Origin of the sequence: Pseudonocardia sp. SID8383, from assembly GCF_009864975.1 — a bacterium.
Taxonomy (GTDB): Bacteria; Actinomycetota; Actinomycetes; order Mycobacteriales; family Pseudonocardiaceae; genus Pseudonocardia; species Pseudonocardia alni.
Genome location: NZ_WWFY01000586.1, coordinates 16,573 through 36,412, shown reverse-complemented (window position 1 = coordinate 36,412; position 19,840 = coordinate 16,573). Strand labels below are relative to the sequence as shown.

The 19,840-nt window shown below is 72.7% G+C and carries 23 protein-coding genes; 18 read left to right on the top strand and 5 right to left on the bottom strand.

Annotated features, from left to right (window positions below):
• The first annotated feature begins 2 nt into the window (after positions 1-2).
• From GTW08_RS14245 to GTW08_RS14215, 7 genes are all read left to right on the top strand, one after another.
• Positions 3-1,313: an acyl-CoA dehydrogenase family protein gene (locus GTW08_RS14245; protein WP_073577288.1), complete on the top strand. Its 1,311-nt coding sequence runs from the start codon at positions 3-5 to the stop codon at positions 1,311-1,313.
• Complete coding sequence (locus GTW08_RS14240; RefSeq protein ID WP_073577289.1) at positions 1,310-2,452, top strand: acyl-CoA dehydrogenase family protein; 1,143 nt, start codon at positions 1,310-1,312, stop codon at positions 2,450-2,452. The genes GTW08_RS14245 and GTW08_RS14240 overlap by 4 nt, the downstream gene beginning before the upstream one ends.
• 62 nt (positions 2,453-2,514) lie before the next feature.
• Positions 2,515-3,156, top strand: coding sequence for a TetR/AcrR family transcriptional regulator (locus GTW08_RS14235; RefSeq protein WP_073577290.1), 642 nt, complete (start codon positions 2,515-2,517; stop codon positions 3,154-3,156).
• A 117-nt stretch (positions 3,157-3,273) separates the two neighbouring features.
• Positions 3,274-3,639, top strand: coding sequence for a nuclear transport factor 2 family protein (locus GTW08_RS14230; protein ID WP_073577291.1), 366 nt, complete (start codon positions 3,274-3,276; stop codon positions 3,637-3,639).
• Positions 3,636-4,013 (top strand): hypothetical protein, encoded by a 378-nt coding sequence (locus tag GTW08_RS14225; protein ID WP_073577292.1) that lies wholly within the window; start codon positions 3,636-3,638, stop codon positions 4,011-4,013. The genes GTW08_RS14230 and GTW08_RS14225 overlap by 4 nt, the downstream gene beginning before the upstream one ends.
• A 37-nt stretch (positions 4,014-4,050) precedes the next feature.
• Positions 4,051-4,371, top strand: coding sequence for an EthD domain-containing protein (locus tag GTW08_RS14220; protein ID WP_073577293.1), 321 nt, complete (start codon positions 4,051-4,053; stop codon positions 4,369-4,371).
• 1 nt (position 4,372) lies between these two features.
• Positions 4,373-5,863: a class I adenylate-forming enzyme family protein gene (locus GTW08_RS14215; RefSeq protein WP_073577294.1), complete on the top strand. Its 1,491-nt coding sequence runs from the start codon at positions 4,373-4,375 to the stop codon at positions 5,861-5,863.
• Between the two features lie 445 nt (positions 5,864-6,308).
• Here GTW08_RS14215 and GTW08_RS14210 read toward each other — a convergent pair whose 3' ends face one another.
• Entirely contained in the window at positions 6,309-6,683 is a 375-nt protein-coding gene (locus GTW08_RS14210) for a hypothetical protein (RefSeq protein ID WP_073577295.1), read from the bottom strand.
• Between the two features lie 256 nt (positions 6,684-6,939).
• Positions 6,940-8,454, bottom strand: a complete 1,515-nt coding sequence (locus tag GTW08_RS14205; RefSeq protein ID WP_161152039.1) for an alpha/beta fold hydrolase — start codon at positions 8,452-8,454, stop codon at positions 6,940-6,942.
• A 288-nt stretch (positions 8,455-8,742) separates the two neighbouring features.
• Between GTW08_RS14205 and GTW08_RS14200 the strand changes: the two genes are divergently transcribed.
• Positions 8,743-9,372: a TetR/AcrR family transcriptional regulator gene (locus GTW08_RS14200; RefSeq protein ID WP_073577298.1), complete on the top strand. Its 630-nt coding sequence runs from the start codon at positions 8,743-8,745 to the stop codon at positions 9,370-9,372.
• A 66-nt stretch (positions 9,373-9,438) separates the two neighbouring features.
• Here the strand turns inward: GTW08_RS14200 and GTW08_RS14195 are convergent, their stop codons facing one another.
• Positions 9,439-10,050 (bottom strand): TetR/AcrR family transcriptional regulator, encoded by a 612-nt coding sequence (locus GTW08_RS14195; protein WP_073577299.1) that lies wholly within the window; start codon positions 10,048-10,050, stop codon positions 9,439-9,441.
• Positions 10,051-10,193: 143 nt separating this feature from the next.
• On the opposite strand from GTW08_RS14195, the gene GTW08_RS14190 reads away from it, so the two are divergent.
• From GTW08_RS14190 to GTW08_RS14180, 3 genes are read left to right on the top strand one after another with little or no spacing between them, the layout of a single operon-like run.
• The gene (locus GTW08_RS14190) at positions 10,194-10,802 is read left to right on the top strand and encodes an NADPH-dependent F420 reductase (RefSeq protein WP_073577300.1); all 609 of its coding nucleotides are present in this window, start codon (positions 10,194-10,196) and stop codon (positions 10,800-10,802) included.
• On the top strand, positions 10,799-11,794 hold the full coding sequence (locus tag GTW08_RS14185) for a zinc-binding dehydrogenase (RefSeq protein WP_073577301.1): 996 nt from the start codon (positions 10,799-10,801) through the stop codon (positions 11,792-11,794). Before GTW08_RS14190 ends, GTW08_RS14185 begins: the two co-directional genes overlap by 4 nt.
• A gap of 48 nt (positions 11,795-11,842) precedes the next feature.
• On the top strand, positions 11,843-12,304 hold the full coding sequence (locus GTW08_RS14180) for a nitroreductase family deazaflavin-dependent oxidoreductase (RefSeq protein ID WP_073577302.1): 462 nt from the start codon (positions 11,843-11,845) through the stop codon (positions 12,302-12,304).
• Between the two features lie 32 nt (positions 12,305-12,336).
• Here GTW08_RS14180 and GTW08_RS14175 read toward each other — a convergent pair whose 3' ends face one another.
• On the bottom strand, positions 12,337-13,326 hold the full coding sequence (locus GTW08_RS14175; protein WP_073577303.1) for a TetR/AcrR family transcriptional regulator: 990 nt from the start codon (positions 13,324-13,326) through the stop codon (positions 12,337-12,339).
• A gap of 226 nt (positions 13,327-13,552) precedes the next feature.
• Here GTW08_RS14175 and GTW08_RS14170 point away from each other — a divergent pair, with 226 nt between their 5' ends.
• Genes GTW08_RS14170 through GTW08_RS14160 form a run of 3 tightly spaced genes read left to right on the top strand, consistent with a single transcriptional unit; the run spans position 13,553 to position 16,699 of the window.
• A complete protein-coding gene (locus GTW08_RS14170) occupies positions 13,553-14,179 on the top strand; it encodes a GOLPH3/VPS74 family protein (protein ID WP_073577304.1) in 627 nt (208 codons plus the stop codon).
• 31 nt (positions 14,180-14,210) lie between these two features.
• Positions 14,211-15,659, top strand: a complete 1,449-nt coding sequence (locus GTW08_RS14165; protein WP_202417164.1) for an NAD(P)/FAD-dependent oxidoreductase — start codon at positions 14,211-14,213, stop codon at positions 15,657-15,659.
• Positions 15,656-16,699 (top strand): hypothetical protein, encoded by a 1,044-nt coding sequence (locus GTW08_RS14160; RefSeq protein WP_161152038.1) that lies wholly within the window; start codon positions 15,656-15,658, stop codon positions 16,697-16,699. Before GTW08_RS14165 ends, GTW08_RS14160 begins: the two co-directional genes overlap by 4 nt.
• A 150-nt stretch (positions 16,700-16,849) precedes the next feature.
• Here the strand turns inward: GTW08_RS14160 and GTW08_RS14155 are convergent, their stop codons facing one another.
• Positions 16,850-17,041, bottom strand: a complete 192-nt coding sequence (locus GTW08_RS14155) for a hypothetical protein (protein ID WP_161152037.1) — start codon at positions 17,039-17,041, stop codon at positions 16,850-16,852.
• Positions 17,042-17,186: 145 nt separating this feature from the next.
• Here GTW08_RS14155 and GTW08_RS31080 point away from each other — a divergent pair, with 145 nt between their 5' ends.
• From GTW08_RS31080 to GTW08_RS14135, 4 genes are all read left to right on the top strand, one after another.
• The gene (locus tag GTW08_RS31080) at positions 17,187-17,492 is read left to right on the top strand and encodes a hypothetical protein (protein ID WP_202417163.1); all 306 of its coding nucleotides are present in this window, start codon (positions 17,187-17,189) and stop codon (positions 17,490-17,492) included.
• 309 nt (positions 17,493-17,801) lie between these two features.
• Positions 17,802-17,999, top strand: coding sequence for a CsbD family protein (locus GTW08_RS14145; protein WP_161152036.1), 198 nt, complete (start codon positions 17,802-17,804; stop codon positions 17,997-17,999).
• A 459-nt stretch (positions 18,000-18,458) separates the two neighbouring features.
• Positions 18,459-19,118: an RNA polymerase sigma factor gene (locus GTW08_RS14140; RefSeq protein ID WP_161152035.1), complete on the top strand. Its 660-nt coding sequence runs from the start codon at positions 18,459-18,461 to the stop codon at positions 19,116-19,118.
• Complete coding sequence (locus GTW08_RS14135; RefSeq protein WP_161152034.1) at positions 19,115-19,747, top strand: Asp23/Gls24 family envelope stress response protein; 633 nt, start codon at positions 19,115-19,117, stop codon at positions 19,745-19,747. Before GTW08_RS14140 ends, GTW08_RS14135 begins: the two co-directional genes overlap by 4 nt.
• Positions 19,748-19,840: the final 93 nt, after the last annotated feature.

Sequence of the window (19,840 nt, the reverse complement as noted above, 5' to 3'; positions counted from 1 at the left end):
GTATGTCGTGGGGTTTCGAGTCCGACGAGGCATGGCAGGCCGAGCTCGACTGGGTCGAGACGTTCGTGCGGGAGCAGGTCGAGCCCGTCGACCAGGTGGTCGAGCACGCGTGGAACCCGCGTGACCCGGTCCGCAACGCGCTGATCAGACCGCTGCAGCAGCAGGTCCGGGAACGCAAGCTGTGGGCCTGCCACCTCGGCCCGGAGCTCGGCGGCGAGGGCTACGGGCAGCTGCGCCTCGCCCTGCTGAACGAGAAGCTGGGCCGGACCCACTCCGGACCCGTCGTGTTCGGCTGCCAGGCCCCGGACTCGGGCAACGCCGAGATCCTCGCGCACTACGGCACCGACCACCTGAAGCGGACCTACCTCGACCCGCTGGTCGAGGGCGACATCGTGTCCTGCTTCTCGATGACCGAGCCGCACGGCGGGTCCGACCCGACCGGGTTCCGGACCACCGCCCGGCTCGACGGCGACGAGTGGGTGGTCAACGGCGAGAAGTGGTTCTCCAGCCATGCCCTGTTCGCCGAGTTCCTCATCGTGATGGCGGTGACCGAGCCGGACGCTCCGCCGCACCGGTCGATGTCGATGTTCGTGGTCCCGGCCGACGCGCCGGGCCTGGAACGGGTGCGCGACGTGTCGGTGTGGGGCCACGACGAGCCGGTCGGCACCCACCAGTACCTGCGCTACACCGACGTGCGGGTACCGGCCGAGAACCTGCTCGGCGGGCGGGGCGAGGGGTTCGCCGTCGCCCAGACCCGGCTCGGCGGCGGCCGCATCCACCACGCGATGCGCACCGTCGGTCTGGTGCAGTCGGCCTTCGAGATGATGAAGCGCCGTGCGGTGTCGCGCAGCAGCAAGGGCACGCGCCTGGCGGACAAGCAGCTGGTCCAGGAGATGATCGCCGACTCGTGGATCCAGCTCGAGCAGTTCCGGCTGCTCGTGCTGCGCACCGCGTGGCGGATCGACCGCTACGACGACTACAAGCGGGTCCGGGCCGACATCTCGGCGGTCAAGGCCGCGATGCCGAAGGTCCTCGCCGACATCGCCGGGCGGGCCATCCAGATCCACGGGTCGCTGGGGATCTCGCAGGAGCTCCCGTTCGGCAAGTGGGTCATGGAGTCGTTCCACATGGGACTGGCCGACGGAGCCACCGAGGTCCACAAGATCAACCTCGCGCAGGCGCTGCTGCGCGGGACCGAGCCCGACGACGGCCTCTTCCCGCCCTACATCCGGCCGACGCTGCGGGCCCGGGCCCGCGAGCGCTTCGCCGACCTGCTCGCCGAGGTCGCCGACGACGCCGAGCCCGTCCGATGACCGCGGCGCCGACCCCGACCCCGGCCCGGGTTCCGATCCCGACCCTGACCCCCGACGGTGACGCCGAGGCGCTGCGGGAGGTCGTCCGCGACTTCCTCGCCCGCCACGGCGACGCCGACGGGGTCCTGCACGGCCGCCCGGCCGGCCCCGAGGAGCGGCGGACGGTCTGGCGGCGGTTCGCCGGGGAGCTCGGCGCCGCGGGCCTCGATGTCCCGGAGCGCCTCGGCGGTGCCGGCGCGGGGTTCCGCGAGGTCGCCGTCGTCTCCGAGGAGATGGGCCGCTCGCTGGCCCGCCTCCCCTGGTTGTCGACGTCGGTGATGGCGCTGGGTGTGCTGGCCGGGACCGGCGAGGACGAGCTGATCGGGCGGCTGGTGTCGGGCGGGACGACGGCGGCCGTCGCAGTGCACGACGCGACGGCCGACGCCCCGGCCCGGGCCGTCCGGACCCCGGACGGCTGGCGGGTGACCGGTCGCAAGGACCTGGTCGTCGACGGGGCCGAGGCCGACGTCCTGCTGGTCGCCGCGTCCTCGCCGGACGGGCCGGTCGTGCTCGCCGTCGACGCCGCGGCCCCCGGGACGACGGCCGCCGGGGTCCGCGCGCTCGATCCGACCCGGCCACTCGCCGAGGTCGGTCTGCACGAGAGCCCGGCCCGGCTCGTCGCGGGTCCCGACACCGCCGCCGCGGTCCTGTCCGGGGCCCGTCACCGCACCCGCGCCGCACTGGCCTGCGAGCAGACCGGCGGGACCGGCGCGGCCCTGGACATGGCCGTACGGCACGCGTGCGACCGCGTGCAGTTCGGCCGGCCGATCGGGACCTTCCAGGCGGTGAAGCACCGGTGCTCGGACATGCTGGTCCAGCTCGAGGCGGCCCGGTCGGCGTCGTTCTGGGCGGCGGCCTGCGCGGCGGACGACGAGGCCGCGCTCCCGATCGCCGCCCGCACCGCCGCGCTGGTCTGCGGCCGGGCGTACACGTGGGTGGCGGCCGAGAACGTCCAGGTGCACGGTGGCATCGGGTTCAGCTGGGAGCATCCGGCCCATCTGCACGTCCGGCGGGCCGCGACCAGCCGGGTGCTGCCGGACGGCGAGCCCGACGGCGCGGCGGGTCTGCTCGACGAGGTGCTCGGTGCCGGCCGGACGTGACCCGAAGCCGGTTCGGGCGAACGGCTACGCTGGCGCGACCGCCACGCGAAAGGGGCCCGACGATGAGCATCGCTGCGCTCACCGAGCCCGACGACGGTCCCCGCTCGAAGCGGCCGGCCATCCTCGCGGCCGCCGTCGAGTGTTTCGGGGAGGTCGGCTTCGAGGCCACCCGGTGGTCCGAGGTCGCCACCCGGGTGGGCATCGGCCAGCCCGCGCTCTACCACTACTTCGAGTCCAAGACGCACTGCCTGCTGACGATCATGCGGCTGGGCCTGCGCAACTCCGACGAGGCGTTCCGGGCCGCGGTCGCCGAGTCGTCGACGGCGCACGACGGGTTGCGCGCGGCGGTGCGGGCGGCCTTCGAGGTCCCACCGCAGGAGGTGCAGCAGAACCGGATCCTGCAGGCGAACATCGCGCTGCTGGCCGGTCGCCGCTCCTCGGAGCGGGAGGAGTCCGAGCGCCAGGCGTGCCGCAAGCTCGTGGCGCGCATCGAACGCAACTGGGCCGACCTCGTGCAGCACGGCATCGACCGGGGCGAGTTCGCCCGGCACGACCCGCTGATGATGGCGCGCAGCCTGCTCGGCCTGGTCGTGAGCGTCTGGCGGTGGTACCGCCCGGACGGCTCGCTGGAGCTGCCGGCGATCGCCGGGTTCATCGGGGGCTGTTGCGTCCGCATGGTCGACGAGGGGCCCTCCGGGTCCTGAGGCCGAGCGCCGGCCGACGGTCTTGTCCCGCCCGGGACCGAGCCGTAAGGTCGTACTGAACTGAATTCAAGTCGTTGCTTCGCTGCATCACATCCCCCCGTCGGAGAGGACGGTCGCATGGTCATCGTCGACTACTACTCCCGGTTGGACGGGGCCGAGCCGCTCAGCGGGCTCGACCTGGTCGAGCCGGACATCGAGTTCCTGATCGCGCTCCCGGGTGGGGAGGTGACGGGGTCCGGGCGTGCCGACCTCGCCGCCTACATCTCCGGTCGTCCACCCGTCGGACGCCGTCACGGGGTGCTCCGGAGTTCGGTCGACGGCGACCTCGAGATGGTGTACGGCGTCGTGACCGAACAGGACGGTCGCCGGACCGGGGCGTTCTCCGGGGTCGCGCTCGTCTCACCGGGCGGGTTGATCTCCCGCTACCAGGTCTTCTTCCACCCGAGCTTCTCCCTGTATCCGCAGCCGGAGGTGGCGGCGTGAGCGCAGCGACTCGGAGCGTGCTGTCCCGCTGGTTCGGCACCATCGACTCCGACACCCCGGAGCGGATCCTCGACCTGATCGCACCGGGGTTCCGGTTCTCGATCGTGTTCGGCACCGGCGGCGGGGCCGCCACCGACTTCCACGGTGGGCGCGCCGAGCTGGAGGGCTACCTCGACCAGCGCGAGAAGGGCGTACTGACCCACCACGTCCTGTCCGAGGCCGTCGTCGGCCGGGACGAGCTGGTCCTCGGCCAGGCCCGGCGCGCCGGCGCCTTCGAGTCGACCTTCGTCGCCTCGGCCCGGCTCGACGCCGACGACCGGGTCGCGGCCCTGATGATCGGTCGCTCGCCGCAGCTGGACATCGAGTCGATCTGAGCCGGCGGCACCGCCGGCCATTGCGCAAGGAGGCGTCATGTTCAATCTCGTCCTGCTCGCCGCTCGTCCACCGGAGTGGACCCACGACGAGTTCATCACCTGGTGGCGCGGCGAGCACGCGGAGATGACCTACCCGCTGCCCGGCCTGCGCGCGTGGCGCCACACGGCCGTGAGCAGCGCACTGGAGGAACGCTCCGAGGGTTGGGACGGGTTGTCGGTCCTGAGCTTCGACGACGAGGAGTCGGCCCGGGCGGCCCTCGCCAGCGACGAGTGGAAGGCCGCCGTGGCACACGTCGGGTCCATGCGGGGCAGGCGGATCGCCCTGCTCGGCGACGAGCGCGAGATGGTGCAGGGCTGAGATGCGCGCGCTGGTCACCGAACTGGACCGCCGGGCCGGGGCCGACCCCGGCCAGGTCGTCGCGATCGACGGCGCCGGCCCGCACGACCTCGCGACCACCCTCGCGGCGGCCGGGGAGCTCGCCGAGGTGCTGGCGGGCTGCACCGGCCCGCGCCCGACCGTCCTGCTCCAGGCCGAGAACACCTGGCGGACCGTGGTCTGTGCCCTCGCCGTCGGACGGGTGGACGGCACGCTCGCCCTGCTGAGCGGCCATGCGACCGCGCCGGAGTTCGCCGCGGCGCAGGAGGATCTGGACCCGGACGTCGCGATCGCCTCACCCCAGAGTGCCTCGACCTGGGACACCGGCTCGGTGGGGCCTGCCCGGGTCACGGTGCTGGACGGGTGGACCCTGACCGGCCGGGTGGAGACCCGGCCGGGCCGGTGGGGCGACGGAGTGGTGATCGGCCTGACCTCCGGGTCGACCGGCCGTGCGAAGGGGGTGGTCCAGACCGAGGCGGCGTTGCGCTATGCCGGGCGTGCCACCGTCGAGGCGGTCGGCCTGCGGGCGGGCGATCCGGTCGGCGCCCTCGTCCCTCTGTCCTCGGCCGCAGCCGTCTGCTTCGGGCTCTACCTGCCGCTCATGCTCGGCGGACCGATCCTGCTCGCCGGGCGCTGGAGCCCGCCGGAGGCCGTGGAGCTCCTGGCCGCGCACGGGGCCCGGTGGACGATGTGCGTGCCCACGATGGCGTTGCAGATGGGCATGCAGGCCCCCGAGGCCGGGATGTTGTCGGCGATGACGGCCATGACCGTCGGCGGCGGCCCGATGGACCGCGGTGCTCTCGCCCGTGCGGAGCAGCGGCTGGGCACCCGGTTCCTGCGGGTGTTCGGCATGTCCGAGTGCCTGGGCCACACGACGTCCTCGCCGTCGGACCCCGAGGAGGTGCGGCTCGGGACCGACGGTGTGCCGTTCCCGGGGACCCACCTGCGCGTGGTCGACGCCGACGGAGCCGGGGTCCCGGCGGGCACGGTCGGGCGCGCCCAGGTCCGAGGCCCGTCGTTGTTCGCCGGGTACGCCGGGGCGGGCAGGCTCGCACCCCCCGACCTGACCGCGGACGGCTACCTCACGACCGGCGACCTGATGTCCGTCGACGCCGACGGCCGGGTGTCGGTGCGGGGCCGGGAGAAGGACATCATCATCCGCGGCGGGCGCAACATCGACATCCACGAGGTGGAGAGCGCGCTCGCCCGGCACCCGTCGGTCGAGCAGGTGTGCGTGGTGCCCGTCCCGGACGACGTCCTCGGCGAACGTGTGGCAGCCCTGCTCGTGACGTCACGGCCCGGCATCGACCTCGAGGCCGTCCGGGCGCATCTGGACGCCGAGGGGCTGGCGAAGGGCAAGTGGCCCGAACACGTGCTCGTCGTGGACGCCCTGCCCCAGAACCGGGTGGGAAAGCTGTCGCGTCCGGAGGCGACCCGCCTGGCGTGTCGGCTCGCGACCCCGGCAGCGAGCTGACGGGCGCCTGCCCACGCCTCGTTCTCGGGAACCCTCCCGAGCGACATCCGGACCATGGCCGGCATGGATCGAGCAGAATCACGCACAAGCATCAGGACCGCTGGGCCCCTCCCAGGTCCAGGACCGGCGATGACCGGTCGCCGCTGACCGGGTACCGCGTAGACGTCCCCCTCCCTCGTCGGGGACCGGATCGTCAGCGGAGGACGGCGGCGTTCCCCTCGCGGTAGGTCGTGACCGCGGACTCGGGGAACCGGGTCGCGAACTTCGACGAGTCGGATGGGGCGTGGTGGCCCGCACACGTGCACGTGTGCGAGCCACTGCGGCAGGGACGGCCGGCGCCGATCACCAGGACGTCGGTGCGGCTCCTGTCCGGGGCCGACAGGATGCCGGACCAGACGCCGGTCGTCTCCCCGGTCGGTGGGGTGTCACGAGGTGGAGGTGCGAGCTAGAGCGAGGTCCAGATGGTCTCGGCGTCGACGATGCGGTGGTGCCGCCAGGTGACTGCTCGTTCCACGGCGGCGGCGACACCGGCGACCGTGAGGGTCCCGAGCAGCCAGCCGGGCAGGAGCACCGGTGAGGTGAACGTCCCGACCCGGTCCGCCACCTCCGGGATCGAGGTGACCATCTCGAGCCATACGGGTGTGGCGAGGACGAGATTGACCAGCAGGATCACTACGGCGGTGACGGCGATCGCCCGGCTCGTACGCGGGCGGTCCCGGGTCAGGGCTGCGCGCCGGTGCTCCAGGGTCCCCGGGGCCGGGGCCAGTCTGCGTTCCCGTCCGTCGGGGGTGACGAGATGGACCCGGGTGACGCCGTACAACCCGGCGTCGACCTCGATCCTCCCTCCGGGACGGTGAAGGTGGCGGGCATCTCGGCCGTGCTGGTGCGCTGCCCGTCCCGGTAGAGCCGGGCGCGGTGGTCCTCGGTGGTGCGGGTCTCGACGGCCCAGACGGCTGGGCCGTCGGGGTCCGGCAGCGTGATCGTGTGAACGGTGCGGCTCAGTGCCTGGTGGAGCCGAACGGGTCGGAGGGCCATCGTCACCTTCTCCTGTCTGCGGGAACGGGGTCCCGAGCGGGTCAGAGGCTGCATCGGGCATCGGCCGGAGGGGTCTCGAGGTCGAGGAGATAGGCGTTGACCGCATCGTCGACGCACGCGCTGCCACCGAGGAGGTAGGCGCCGTGCTGCTTGCCGTCGACGGTGAGCAGGCTCGCGCCGAGGGTTCGTGCCATGGAGACGCTGCCCTCGTACGGCGTCGCCGGGTCACCGGTGACCCCCACGACGAGCGTCTCGGGAAGGCCCTCGACCTCGGCGGGCAGCCACGGGTCGTCGCGGGTCGGTGGCGCCGGCCAGCCCTCGCACTCACTGTGGAAGGTCCCGCCCGTCAGCACGTCGACATCGAACATCGGCGCGACCTCCGCGACCTCACGCGCGTGCGCGGTCTGCTCCTCCGGTGTCAGGCGGGGCCAGTCCATGCAGCGCACGGCGATGTTCGTATCGATGTCGGTGGTGTAGACGCCGTCGGCGGTGCGGCTGTAGAAGCCGTCGCGCAGGGCGAGGATCTCCTCGTCCCGCCCCGCGTCGAGCGCGGTCAGGGCGGAGATCAGCGTGGGCCAGTGGGCCTCCGCCGCCAGGCCCGCCGTGATCCCGAGATACACGTCCCAGACGCTCACGTCCCTGCCGTCGGCGGTGGGCACCGGCGTCCCGACCAGCGGCGCGACGATCTCGTGCAGACGCTCGTTCGCCGCCGCGGGATCGGGCCCGAGGACACAGTCGGGTGACTGGGCGCAGAGCGCGGCGACCTCGTCGAACCGGGCCTGGGAGGCGGTGAACTGGGCGAGGCGGAGCTCGCTCGGTGTCCAGTCGGGCCCGACGGCGCTGTCGAGCACGACGGCACGGACCTTGTCGGGGTGCGCGGCGAGGTACATGGCACCGATCTCGGAGCCGTAGCTGTAGCCGAGGAAGGTCAGCCGCTCGTCGCCGAGGACCTCCCGCATGATGTCCATGTCCCGCACGACGTTCGCCGATCCGGCGTTGACGAGGTTCTCGACGCCTCCGGAGCCGTCGATGCAGCGCTGCGCGTGGTCCACCGCCTGCTCGGCGCTGGTGATGTCGTACACGGCGCCGAACCGGGGCACGTCCCCTGCGTCGTATTCCTCGTCGGTGTAGCAGTCGAGGGCCGGGGTCGACGCCCCGATCCCGCGCGGGTCGAAGCCGACGATGTCGAAGCGCTCGGCGACGGGACCGTTCTGCCACTGGGGCAGGAAGGACGCCACGAAGCTGGCGCCGGGGCCGCCGGGGTTGATCAGCAGTGACCCCTCGGCCTCTCCCCGGGCGGGGAGACGGGTGAGGGCGATCCGTGCCCTCTCCCCCGCCGGGGCGTCGTAGTCGAGTGGGACCTCGACCGACGCGCACTCCAGTGCGGGGTTCGCGAACAGCTCGGCGTCCGCGGCGTTGGTCGCGGTGTCCGTACAGCTGCCCCAGTCCGGTTCCTGCGTCAGGTAGGCGGCTATGTCCGCCTGCCCAGCGGGCTCCGGCGGGGTCGCCGACGTGCAGGCCGCCGACAGGACGAGGGGGATGACGGTGAGGGCCACGGCGAGACGCGGCACGGTCCGTCGCGATCGGTGCGGGCGTCGGCGATACGAGGACATGTCTCTCCTGGGGCGGGTCCGGGTGCGGCGGCGATGTGCGTCCGACCGGGTCGACGACCTGCAGGTGCGGAAGGACCTGCCGACCGTGACCGGGATGCGCCGGACGCGGACCGCTGTGGGCTCGACGGCGGCGCGGCCGGGTGGGTGCTACGCCCGGACCGACGCGGTTTCTAGCATGAACGCGCTAGAAACGTAGCATGCTCATGCCACATCGGGCGATAGAGTGGGGCCATGCCCAGACGCGTGGACCCGGATGCCCGGCGGGCGCAGGTCGCCGACGCCGTGATCGACGAGATCGCCGCGCACGGACTCCGCTCGGTGACCCTCGCCCGGATCTCCGCACGCTCCGGCCTGGCCATCGGGAGCATCCGGCACTACTTCGGCGACAACCTGCGGGAGGTCATGTCGTTCACGTTGGGCGTCCTGCTCCAGCGCGCGGAGCACCGCAACCCGGGACTCTCCGGGGATCCGGCGAGCCGGGTCGCCGAGCTGGTCGTCCTCGTCGCACCCACCAGCGAGCAGGAACGCAAGGAGAACATCGCACTCGTCGAGTACCGGGTGATGGCACGCACGGACCCGGGGTTCGCAGCCGAGGTCGCCACGACCTCGCTCGCGGCCGCGGAGGCGATCCGGTCGCTCCTGCGCGCGGCACTCGCCGACCGTGTGATCGACGAGGAGGCACTGCACCGCGAAGCGATCCTGCTGCTCACCCTGGTCGAGGGCTTCTCGCTCGGTTCGGCGCTGAGCCCGGCCCCGCTGCAGGAGGCCGACGTCCGCGCCGTCGTCACGGACACCCTGCACCGCATCCGTGGCGCCTACCCGCCTCGCCGGGAGACGCCGGTGGAGCGCTCGGGGACCTGAGCCGCCGACGATCACCACGCGGGCGAGCGGCGCATCATCGGCCCGTGAGCCCGCTGCGCCGCGCGCTCACCGGTCCTTGAGCTGGTTCCGGTTGGCCGCGAGGACCTCGTCCGACAGATCCGGGGCGACGTCGGCCACCGCCCGGGCGAGCAGGAGCGCGCCGACCATCTGGCTGAACAGTGCCACCGCCTGCTCCCTGGCCTCGGCCGGGGTGATCTCGGTACCGATCTCCCGGCCGCACTCGATCACCATCTCCGCGATGGCGTCGAAGTAGCCGTCCAGACCGCGGCGGTACTCGGCCTGCGCGCCGGCACCGTGCCGTCCCGCGTCGGAGACGAGTGCGGCCGAGGGACATCCGGCTTCGGGGTGGTCCCGGTGCTCGGCGTCGACGTACTGGTCGATCATGCCGTCCAGGGCGTCGCGCGCCGAACCGGGATGTGCCGCACGGAGGCCGTCGAGCACCGCCAGCGAGTCGATGAAGCCCTGATGCAGGACCTCGACGGCGAGGTCGCTCTTGGACGCGAAGTGGTTGTAGAAGCCGCCGTGGGTCATGCCCGCCGACTTCATCAGTCCGTCGATGCCCGTCCCGTCGATGCCGCGCAGCCGGAACCCCTCGCCCGCCGCGGCCAGGATCCGCTCGCGGTTGCGCTGCTTCTGCTCCCGTGTGACGCGGGGCATGTCGACCACCTCCCAGGCCAGGCCCGGCCGAGTCTAGCCGAATTTCGATGATGGCCACCATCAAAACTGGCCGTCCGGCTTGACGGCACCCACCTCCGGTCGTGTAGTTATTGATGTCGTTCATCATCAAAGGAGGGGTTGTCGTGCGGTTCGGAGCCATCGGCGCCGGGACGGTCGCGCAGGCCGTGGCCGCTCATCTGGTGAGGGCGGGGCACACCGTCACCCTGAGCAACAGCCGCGGCCCCGACTCGCTGCGCGATGTCGTGGCGCGACTGGGGTCGTCGGTGCGGGCAGCGCCGGTCGAGGACGCCGCGCGGGCCGACACGGTGTTCCTGACCGTGCCGTGGCCGCGGGTCGGCGACGCACTGGCCGGGCTCCCACCCTGGGACGGCCGCATCCTGGTGGACACGACCAACCGGATGCCGGAGTCGGCGGACGTCGATCCCGGCGCGAGGACGCCGAGCGAGCTCGTGGCGGCGCTGGCCCCCGGCGCACGCGTGGTCAAGGCGTTCAACACGCTCTACGCCCGCTACATCGCCGCCGACCCCCGGCACCCGGCAGGGCGGCAGCTGCTGTTCCACGCCGGCGACGACACCGCGGCCAAGGCCACGTTCCACGAGCTCGCCGACCGCATCGGGTTCGCCCCGGTCGACGCCGGACCGCTGCGCGACGGCGGACGGCTGATGCAGGTCGGCGGCCCCCTCTCGGCCCTGCACGCCCTGCGCCAGGACCCGGACGGAGAGGCGCGGTGAAGGCACTCGCCTACGAGCGGGCGCACCTGCTCGACGCGTTCGCCATCGATCTGGTCGACGTCGCCGAACCGCGGTTGCGGGCCGGCGACCTGCTGGTCGAGGTGCGGGCGATCGGGGTCAACCCCGGCGAGGCCGCGATCCGGCGGACCCGCAGTGCGCCGCCGGGCGGTCGCGTCGTCCTCGGATGGGAGTTCGCGGGCGTCGTCGTCGCGACCGGGCCCGCGGCCACCGGGTTCGCGGTCGGGGACCGGGTGATGGGCACCGGCGACATCACCCGCGACGGGAGCTGGGCCGAACGCGTCGCGGTCGACCACCGGGTCGTCGCCCCGATCGCCGACGAGCTCACGTTCGCCGACGCCGCATCCCTGCCGATCGGCGTGCTCACCGCGTGGGAGGCGCTCGTCCGCGACGGCGACGCACTGCCCGCCGGCGTCGGGACCGTCCTGGTCGTCGGCGCCGCGGGCGGTGTGGGCTCGATGGCCACGCAGCTGCTGGCGACGTGGACGCAGGCATTCGTGATCGGCACGGCGTCGCGGCCCGAGTCACGGGAGTGGGCCACCGCCTTGGGGGCCGACCTCGTCGTCGACCACCACCGCGACCTCGCCGCCCAGCTGCGCGACGCCGGGGTCGGCCCCGTCGACCTCGTGCTGTCCACCTCGGACACCGGCAGCCGGCTCACCTCGTACGTCGAGCTGCTGCGCCCGTTCGGACACCTCGCCTTCGTCGACGCGCCGGGGCGCTGGGACCTGGAGGCGGTCGCCGGCAGATCGCTGTCGCTGCACGGCGAGATGGTGTTCAGCACGATCGTCACCGGCGGCGACGCCACCCGTCAGGGCCGGATCCTCGCCCGCGCGGCGGGCGACGTCGTGGCGGGACGCCTGCGTCCGATCGGGACGACGACGGTGCAGGGACTGACCCCCGAGGCCATGCGGGCCGCACACACGCTCGTCGAGAGCGGCCGGAGCGTCGGCAAGACCGTGATCACCCTCTGACCCCGGCCCGCAGGGCCCGGGACCCACCGACGGAAGGAACGACCCGGCATGACACCGAACCTGCTGGACGGCGAGTACGTCCCCAGCTCCGATCCCACCACCCGCGACCAGGTCGAGCTCTACGAACGCACCGACGGCCGGGAGGGTGCGACCATGCTGGGCGGCCCCGTCGTCGTCCTGACCACCCGCGGGGCACGGTCGGGCACGCTGCGCAAGACCCCCCTGATGCGGATCGAGCGCGGCGGCGTCTACGCCCTCGGAGCGTCGGCCGGTGGGCAGGCCCGACACCCGGGCTGGTTCCACAACCTGACCGCCCACCCGACGGTGCAGCTGCAGGACGGGGCGCGCCGGGCGCTGATGACCGCGCGCGTCGCCGAGGGCACCGAACGCGCGGACTGGCTCGCCTACGCCGACGGGCTGTACCCGTTCTTCGCCGACCTGCGCGAGCGCGCCGTCCTGACCGGTGACCGGGAGGTGCCGGTGGTGCTGCTCGAACCCGTCACGGACTGACCCGTCGAGGAGTCCCGGCACGGAGCCGGCGGTCACGGGGCCGACCGCGAGTTGCTCGACGGTGGCTCCCCCACCAGGACCGCGAACCCGTCCAGGTGCCGGGCCAGGCTGTAGTCGAACAGCTCGTCGACGTCGGGGACGACTCGCTCATGGACCTGCGCCAGCAAGGGGAAGCGCCCGTCGGCGAACAGCGCGTCGGTCCGTGCACGCTGCGCTTGCCGCCACCGGCCCAGCGACACACCTGTCTCCTGCTCGGCCTCCATCTCGTCCGCTGTGGACAGTGCAGCGTTGATCACCAACGAATGCAGCGCGAGCGCCTCCTGCATCCGCGTGCGCAGTGACAGGCCGAGACCCTCGAGCGCCCGCAGGGTCCACTCGGTGTGCACCATCATGTTCGGCGCCATCGAGGGCCGGGTGAACGACACCGCTCGGGGCAGCCACAGGTGTCGCCGGCACAGCCCCCACTGCCACCGCGCGATCAGCTCCAGTCTGGCTCGCCAGCCGTCGGGTCCGGGGTCGGGGAGTTCCAGCTCCCCGAAGACCAGGTCGGCCATCTCGGTCATCAGGTCGTCCTTGTTCGCGATGTGGCGATAGAGGGACATCGCCCCCACGCCGAGCTCGGCGGCGACCCGCCGCATGGACACCGCCCCCGCACCCTCGACGTCGGCGATCGCGACAGCGGTCCGCAGCACGTGCTCGCGACCGAGCGCCTGCCTCGCTCCGCCGGCCGGACGCGGCGGGAACGGCCGGGAAGCGGACGTGAGCGCCCGGCCCGGCCGGCGCGGCCCGTTCGTGGAGGCGCTGACGACGGTGCCGGAGCCCACCTTCGCCTCGACCAGGCCCTCGTCGCGCAGGACAGCAAGAACCTTCGTCGCGGTCGCGATCGCGACGTTCCACCGGTCGGCAATCTGCCGGATGGACGGGATCCGGTCCCCCGGCCTCAGATCACCGGATCGGATCCGGGCCGCGAACTCCCCGGCGATCCGCCGGTAGAGCGGCTCCGGCTGAGCGTCCTCCGACATGCGGACCTCCTGAGCGTCGTCGTCGACAGCGAAGGAAGTGCACTAGTTCACTTCCGCTGCACTAGTGCACTTTGCAGAGGCATCTGAACACGATTTATTGACCGGCTCACGTCCTCGCGGAGACAGTGTACGCGTAGTTCGATACAGCGTACGCACTCAGCGAGCCGGAGCTTCGCCACCCGGCGATCCGCCCCGCACCGCCCGCCGGACCGGAAAGGACATCCCCATGCTCACCGTCGCCGAGGAAGTCGTCCTCATCGCCCTCGACGAGGACACCGGCAGGGGCGGGACCCGCCTCGGCCTGGACTGGGCCGTGGCCGGTGCGGTCGTCGTCGAGCTGGCCCTCGCCGAGCGCATCGCCGTGGGGGACGACGACGTCGTCACGGTCGTGGACCCGGCCCCGACAGGGGCCGGGCACCTCGACACCGTCCTCGCCGAGGTCGCAGGCCGGGTGAAGGTCTCGACGCTGTTGCGACGGACGCGCGCCGGGGCGCCGGGGCGCGCCATCGCCGCGCTCGTCGAACGCGGTGTGCTCCGGCGCCGACGCGGCCGGCTGCTCGGTCTCGTCCCGGCGCACCGCTACCCCACACAGGACTCCTCGGCCGGATCCGAGATCCGCAGCAGGCTCGCCGACGCCGTCCTCGACGGGAACGAGCCCGACGAGCGCACCGCTGCCCTGATCGGCGTGCTGCACGCCGCGAGGCTGTGGCGCCGCGCGCTGCCCACCGGTCACCGGAGGCAGGTCCGCACACGGATGGGCGACATCGCCACGGGGCAGGCCGTCGGTCCCGCAGTACGCAAGGCCATCGCCCGGACGAAGGGCGCCATCGCCGCGATGGCCGCATCGGGCTGAACCGACCGAACAGACGGACAGGAGCGACCCGATGGTGACCGACATCGACACCGACTACCTCGTGATCGGCGCAGGCGCGACCGCGATGGCGTTCGTCGACACGGTGCTGACCGAATCGCGGGCGACCGTCACCATGGTCGACCGCTACCACCGACCCGGCGGACACTGGACCATCGCCTACCCCTTCGTACGGCTGCACCAACCGTCGGCGATGTACGGCGTGAACTCCCGCCCGCTCGGCGAGGACCGGGTCGACCGGACGGGCTGGAACGCCGGGATGTACGAGCTGGCGGGCGCCGCCGAGATCTGCGACTACTTCGACCAGGTGATGCGCCGGACGTTCCTGCCGTCCGGGCGGGTCTCCTACTTCCCGATGGCCGAGTACCGGGGTGGCGGACGGTTCCACGTGACGACCTCGGGCACCCGGTACCGGGTGACCGTGCGGCGCAGGATCGTGGACACCACCTACCAGGGCGTCACGGTGCCCGCGATGCGGCCGCCGGCGTTCCCGGTCGCCGACGGGATCCGAGTCGTGCCGCCGAACGAGTTGCCCGCCGTTCGCGAGCCCTCCGACCGCTACGTCGTCGTCGGAGCGGGCAAGACCGGGATCGACGCCTGCCTCTGGCTGCTGGAGCAGGGCGTCGACCCCGCCGACCTGACCTGGATCATGCCCCGAGCGCCGTGGCTCATCGACCGTGCGACGGTGCAGCCGATGCCGCTGCGCCGCCCCGCGGACATCGCGGCGGACCACGCCGCGAAGCACTCCGCGATCATGGGCGCCGAGTCGGTAGGCGACCTCTTCGACCGGCTCGACGCGGCGGGAGCGCTGCTGAGGATCTCCCCGGACGAGCGGCCGACGGCGTTCCGCTGCGCCACCGTCTCCCGGGCCGAGCTGGAACAGCTGCGCAGGATCTCCGACGTCGTCCGCCTCGGCCGGGTCACACGCATCGACCCGACGGCCATCGAACTCGACGGCGGCACGCTCCCGACCGGCCCCCAGGTGCTGCACGTGGACTGCACCGCCGACGCCGTGAAGCAGCTGCCCGTCGTACCGATCTTCCAGGACGGACTGATCACCCTGCAGCCGGTCCGCGCGTGCCAGCCGGTGTTCAGCGCCGCACTCGTCGCACACGTGGAGGTGACCGGTCCCGACGACACCGTGCGCAACGAACTCTGTCCCGTCACCCCCTACCCGAGCAGCGACGTGGACTGGCTCCGGTTCGCCCTCTCGGCGAACGCGGAACAGCTGCGCTGGGCAGCGAACCCGGACATCGACGCCTGGCTGCGCGCCTCCCGCCTGCATCCGGATCTCGCCCCGCCGATGCCGGACGACCCGGCCGAACGCGCGGTCGTCGAACAGGCGGCCACAGCCATGGCGAAGGCCCAGAACGCGAAGCTCGACGAGCTCCTGCACACACGACGGTCGCTGCCGCCACCGGGACCGCACCACCCGACACGCAGAGAGGCGGCCACCGGATGAACCGGTCAGGGAACCGGCGGTGGAACCGGGCGCCCTGGACGCTCGCACTGCTGACCACGGTGTGCGCGGAGCTCACCTTCACCGCGGTCGCGGTGCCGTTCACCTGGCTGCTGGTGCCGCTGCTGATGGTGATGTACGGCGCCGGTGTCCTCGTGCTCCGCGAGGCGACCGTGCGGGCCGGTGGCACCTGGCCGAGCCTCGTACTGCTGGGCGTGGCCTACCAGGTCGCGGAGGACGGCCTGGGCCTGCAGGCCCTGACCAGCCCCCGGATGTACGGCGCCGCCGACTGGGGATTCCGGGCGCTCGGCGTGAACTGGACCTACTGGGAATCCCAGGTCGGCGTGCACGTCGTGCTCAGCGTCCTCATTCCGATCACCCTCACCGACCTCCTCTTCCCGGCACAACGGGACCGGCCCTACCTCGGCAACCGGGGCCTGGCCGGCGCGGGCTCCCTCGCGGTCCTGGGCGTGCTCGGGCTCCGCCACCTGATCTCGGCGACCGAGGACCCCGGCTACCGGACCCCCTGGGGCTTCACGCTCCTGTTCCTCGCACTCATCGCGACGCTCGGCGTGGTCGCGCTGCTGGTCCTCCCCCGCCGCGGCGTCACCGCCCGCGTTCGCGGGGCCCGGAAGACGCCCCACCCGACCCTGGTCGGAGTCGTGTTCGGGTACCTGACCATGGCGTTCCTCACCACGCTGCTCCCGCTCGGCCTCGGCCCCACGATGCTGCTCGGCGACCTGATGTCCCCCGCCCAGCGGCTGGTCGTCGGACTGATGACCGCCGTCCCGTTCGGCTGGCTGCTCCTGCGTTGGCAGGCATCGCCCGGGTGGAGTGACCGGCACCGGATCCGGCTCATCGGCGGCATCCTCGTGTCGCACACCGCGTTCATGATGCCCGCGTCACCGACCGCCGCACTCGTCGGTTCGGTCGCGATCGTGACACAGGTGTACCTGCTGGCACGTCTCGCCGAGCATCTCCGGCGGCGGAGAGCCGCGGCTGCCGATCCCCGCGACGAGCATCCGCTGAGCCGGCCGGAATGACCACCGTCATCAGCGACCTCGCCTGCCCGGTCGCGCTCCCGGCTCCTCGTCCCGCCGCACGCCACGGCAGTCCGGAGTCGTGCTCATCGATCACGCGCGCGGCCCGGCGCAGAGTCGACCGGATGTGGAGGACAGTGTCGTGACCGACGGTCACGACGGATTCTGTCGGATGTCGCGGTCTGCACGCAGGTTCACCATGAGGTCGACGACGGTGGCGTCGGCGTCGAGTGGGGTTCCGGAGTGGACCGCGGTCGCGAACAGGAGGAGTCCGGTCAGGGCGGCAGCGACGGACGCCCCGGCCGAAGCGCTCGACTCCGCCATCGACACCGTCCGGGAGACCACGGCCCGAACCGCCGCCTCCCTGGCGCGGACCGGACGCCAGGTCCGCGGCGAGGTCGCCGCCACCGCGCGCCGCGCGGCCGACACCGTCACTCGACAACGACGCCGAGGTCACCGGCCCGAGGCGCCGAGAACGCTGCAGAGGCGGGTGAGCGTGCCGAAGATCGTCTCGCCGCAGAGTGCGACCGCATCGGACATCGGATCCTCTGCCGGGGCGTCCACCTCCGGAGCCACCTCGGATCCCCAGGACAAGAAGTCGGTCGGAACCGATCCGCACCCGCCCACCCTGCTGCGCAGCAGCGCCGCGGAGGCGCTGGGAACCGCCCTGCTCGTCATCGGAGGAGTCGGCACCGCCGTGATCGCCGGGGACACCGTGGGAGACCTCGGTGTCGCTCTCGCGTTCGGCCCCTCCGCGGCTGGGCGAGAACGGGGATCGCGATCGGTGTCGTGTTGAGCGTGGCTCATCCGGTCGCCATCCCGATCGACGGCACGTCGGTGAGCCCGGCGGCTTCTGCACTCACCCTCACCGGTACGTGACACGAGTCACCATCTCGGCGCGTGAGGATCGGGGGCCGGGAGTCGTCAGAACTGTCGGATGGCCGTTGCGGACGAGATGGCCGGCATCGCACACGACGCCGGCCCGAGCGCCCGCACCGTCGTCCACCGCCGCGGACGCCTGCGCTGTCTGCCGTGGCACGACCGTCACCCGGCTCGATCGGTCCGGGGACCGGCGACACATCCGTCAGACGACAGGAGAACGACGATGAGCTTCACCGACAAGGCGAAGAACAAGGCCCAGGACGCGGTCGGCAAGGCCAAGGAGAAGGTCGGCGACGTCACCAACAACGACGACCTCAAGCGCGACGGGCAGGCCGACCAGGCCGAGGCCGCTGCCAAGCAGGCCGGCGAGAAGGCCAAGGACACCGCCAAGAACGTCAAGGACACCTTCACCAAGGACTGACCGCGACACCTCCGAGCAGCGCACATCCCCTTCGCTCCGACGGAGCCACCCGGGACCGAAGCTCGGCCTGCGGCATTCCTCTCGCGGTACGGGGCCCGTGCTCTCCAGGGACCACGGGCCCCGCCACCGCCTTCGCCCGTCGCGCCCGAACACCAGGTCTCGCCGCCGGCCTCGCACGGGCACCGCCCACACCCCGCCGGGTGCAGCCCTCCGCCACCGCGACCGGCGCGCCGCAACGGCCCGCCGCTCTCCGCACCGGCCTGCCGACCGACGACCGCGGACCCAGGGACCCGGCCCGCACGCCCGTCACCTGCAGGGCTCCGGATGCGGCAGAAGGCGGAGGACCACTCGGCCATCATCCAGGAGAGGTGTCATGTCTGACCCGGACCCGGACCCGGACCCGGACCCACGGCGCCAGCGTGCGCATAGCCACCGCCGCCGTCCGAACGGCCCGCCGCGATGACCGGCGCCTCCCGACCACACCCCGACCACCGGCGCACCGACCGCGCCGTCGCCGAGACCGATCGACCAGCACGCCCCGGCCGGTCCCCTGCCGGCGCAGGCCCCGGCCGCAACGCCGGCCAGATCGACCACCAGGCCGACGCCTGGCTCGTCGGCAAGGCCCAGCTCGGCTCCATCGAGGCCTACGAGGTCCTCATCCGGCGCCACCGCGACCGCATCCACCGCATCGCGCTGCGCATGCTGGGCAACCGCGACGACGCCGAGGACATCACCCAGGACGTGGTCATCCAGGTCTGGACCGCGCTGGCGGGCTTCGCCGGTGACAGCATGTTCACCACCTGGCTCTACCGGATCGTGGTCAACCGCTGCATCACCCACCTCAAGCGCCGCCGCCATGACACCCCCCTCGAGGATCCCGACCTCGTCAGGTCCCCCGGCGCCGACGCCCAGGCCGAGGCACGCGACCGCCTGCGCGCGGCGCTCGCCGCGCTCGCCGGGCTCCCGGCCGACCAGCGCGCCCCGATCGTGCTGATCGACATCGAGCAGCTCAGCTACGACGAGGCGGCGAGCATCCTCGGCGTCTCCGAACCGACCGTCCGGGGACGCCTGTCCCGTGGGCGCCGACAGCTCGCCGAGACCATGCGGGAGTGGACATGACCAGCCACGAGCACGACCGCACAGGGGACCAGGCCTCCGGCGGCGGACACATCCCTCTGCGACCGGACCTGCTGCCCTGCGCCCGGTCCCGCGACGATCTGCTCGACCAGGTCGCCCGCGGCGACGCCGCCACCCTCGACCCCCACCAGAACCACTGTGTCCACTGCCAGGCGGCCCTGGCCGAGTTCGACCGGCTGTGGTCACCGATGCGCGAGCTCGCCGCGGAACAGGTCGACACCCCCGAGGCCGGGATCGACGCCGCACTCGCGCGGATCCGCGGAGCGGTCGAGGTCACCGACTACGCCACCCTGCGCGGCCCGCAGGGCACCACCCGCGTCGCGGCCCGGGTCGTGGTCGTCGCCGCCCGTCACAGCGCCCAGAAGGTACCCGGCGTCCGCGTCGCGCTGAGCAGGGACCTCACCGGCTCCCACCAGGACACCGACTCCGAGGTCCACGTCGGAGTCGCCGGCACCAGCACCGTCATCGAGATCACTCTGGCCGCCGACTACGGCCGCTCACTGCACCAGCTGGCCGCGGACGTCCGCCGCGCCGTGACCGACCGCGTACGACAGCTCACCGACCTCGATCCCACCCAGATCATCGTGATCATCGACGACGTCCTCGACTGACCCGGTCATCGTGACCCACGTCATCGGTGAGCGGCGTGAGGACCGGTCCCGCGCGATGTCCGAGCCCATGACCACCGACCACGACCGACACCC

Coding starts and splice junctions, on each gene's coding strand:
- GTW08_RS14140 (WP_161152035.1), top strand. CDS start 18,459: ATGACCGGCGCCTCCCGACCACACCCCGACCACCGGCGCACCGACCGC.
- GTW08_RS14165 (WP_202417164.1), top strand. CDS start 14,211: ATGGTGACCGACATCGACACCGACTACCTCGTGATCGGCGCAGGCGCG.
- GTW08_RS14215 (WP_073577294.1), top strand. CDS start 4,373: ATGCGCGCGCTGGTCACCGAACTGGACCGCCGGGCCGGGGCCGACCCC.
- GTW08_RS14230 (WP_073577291.1), top strand. CDS start 3,274: ATGGTCATCGTCGACTACTACTCCCGGTTGGACGGGGCCGAGCCGCTC.
- GTW08_RS14245 (WP_073577288.1), top strand. CDS start 3: ATGTCGTGGGGTTTCGAGTCCGACGAGGCATGGCAGGCCGAGCTCGAC.
- GTW08_RS14240 (WP_073577289.1), top strand. CDS start 1,310: ATGACCGCGGCGCCGACCCCGACCCCGGCCCGGGTTCCGATCCCGACC.
- GTW08_RS14175 (WP_073577303.1), bottom strand. CDS start 13,326: ATGTCGGAGGACGCTCAGCCGGAGCCGCTCTACCGGCGGATCGCCGGG.
- GTW08_RS14220 (WP_073577293.1), top strand. CDS start 4,051: ATGTTCAATCTCGTCCTGCTCGCCGCTCGTCCACCGGAGTGGACCCAC.
- GTW08_RS14170 (WP_073577304.1), top strand. CDS start 13,553: ATGCTCACCGTCGCCGAGGAAGTCGTCCTCATCGCCCTCGACGAGGAC.
- GTW08_RS14235 (WP_073577290.1), top strand. CDS start 2,515: ATGAGCATCGCTGCGCTCACCGAGCCCGACGACGGTCCCCGCTCGAAG.
- GTW08_RS14200 (WP_073577298.1), top strand. CDS start 8,743: ATGCCCAGACGCGTGGACCCGGATGCCCGGCGGGCGCAGGTCGCCGAC.
- GTW08_RS14145 (WP_161152036.1), top strand. CDS start 17,802: ATGAGCTTCACCGACAAGGCGAAGAACAAGGCCCAGGACGCGGTCGGC.
- GTW08_RS14195 (WP_073577299.1), bottom strand. CDS start 10,050: ATGCCCCGCGTCACACGGGAGCAGAAGCAGCGCAACCGCGAGCGGATC.
- GTW08_RS14135 (WP_161152034.1), top strand. CDS start 19,115: ATGACCAGCCACGAGCACGACCGCACAGGGGACCAGGCCTCCGGCGGC.
- GTW08_RS14180 (WP_073577302.1), top strand. CDS start 11,843: ATGACACCGAACCTGCTGGACGGCGAGTACGTCCCCAGCTCCGATCCC.
- GTW08_RS14160 (WP_161152038.1), top strand. CDS start 15,656: ATGAACCGGTCAGGGAACCGGCGGTGGAACCGGGCGCCCTGGACGCTC.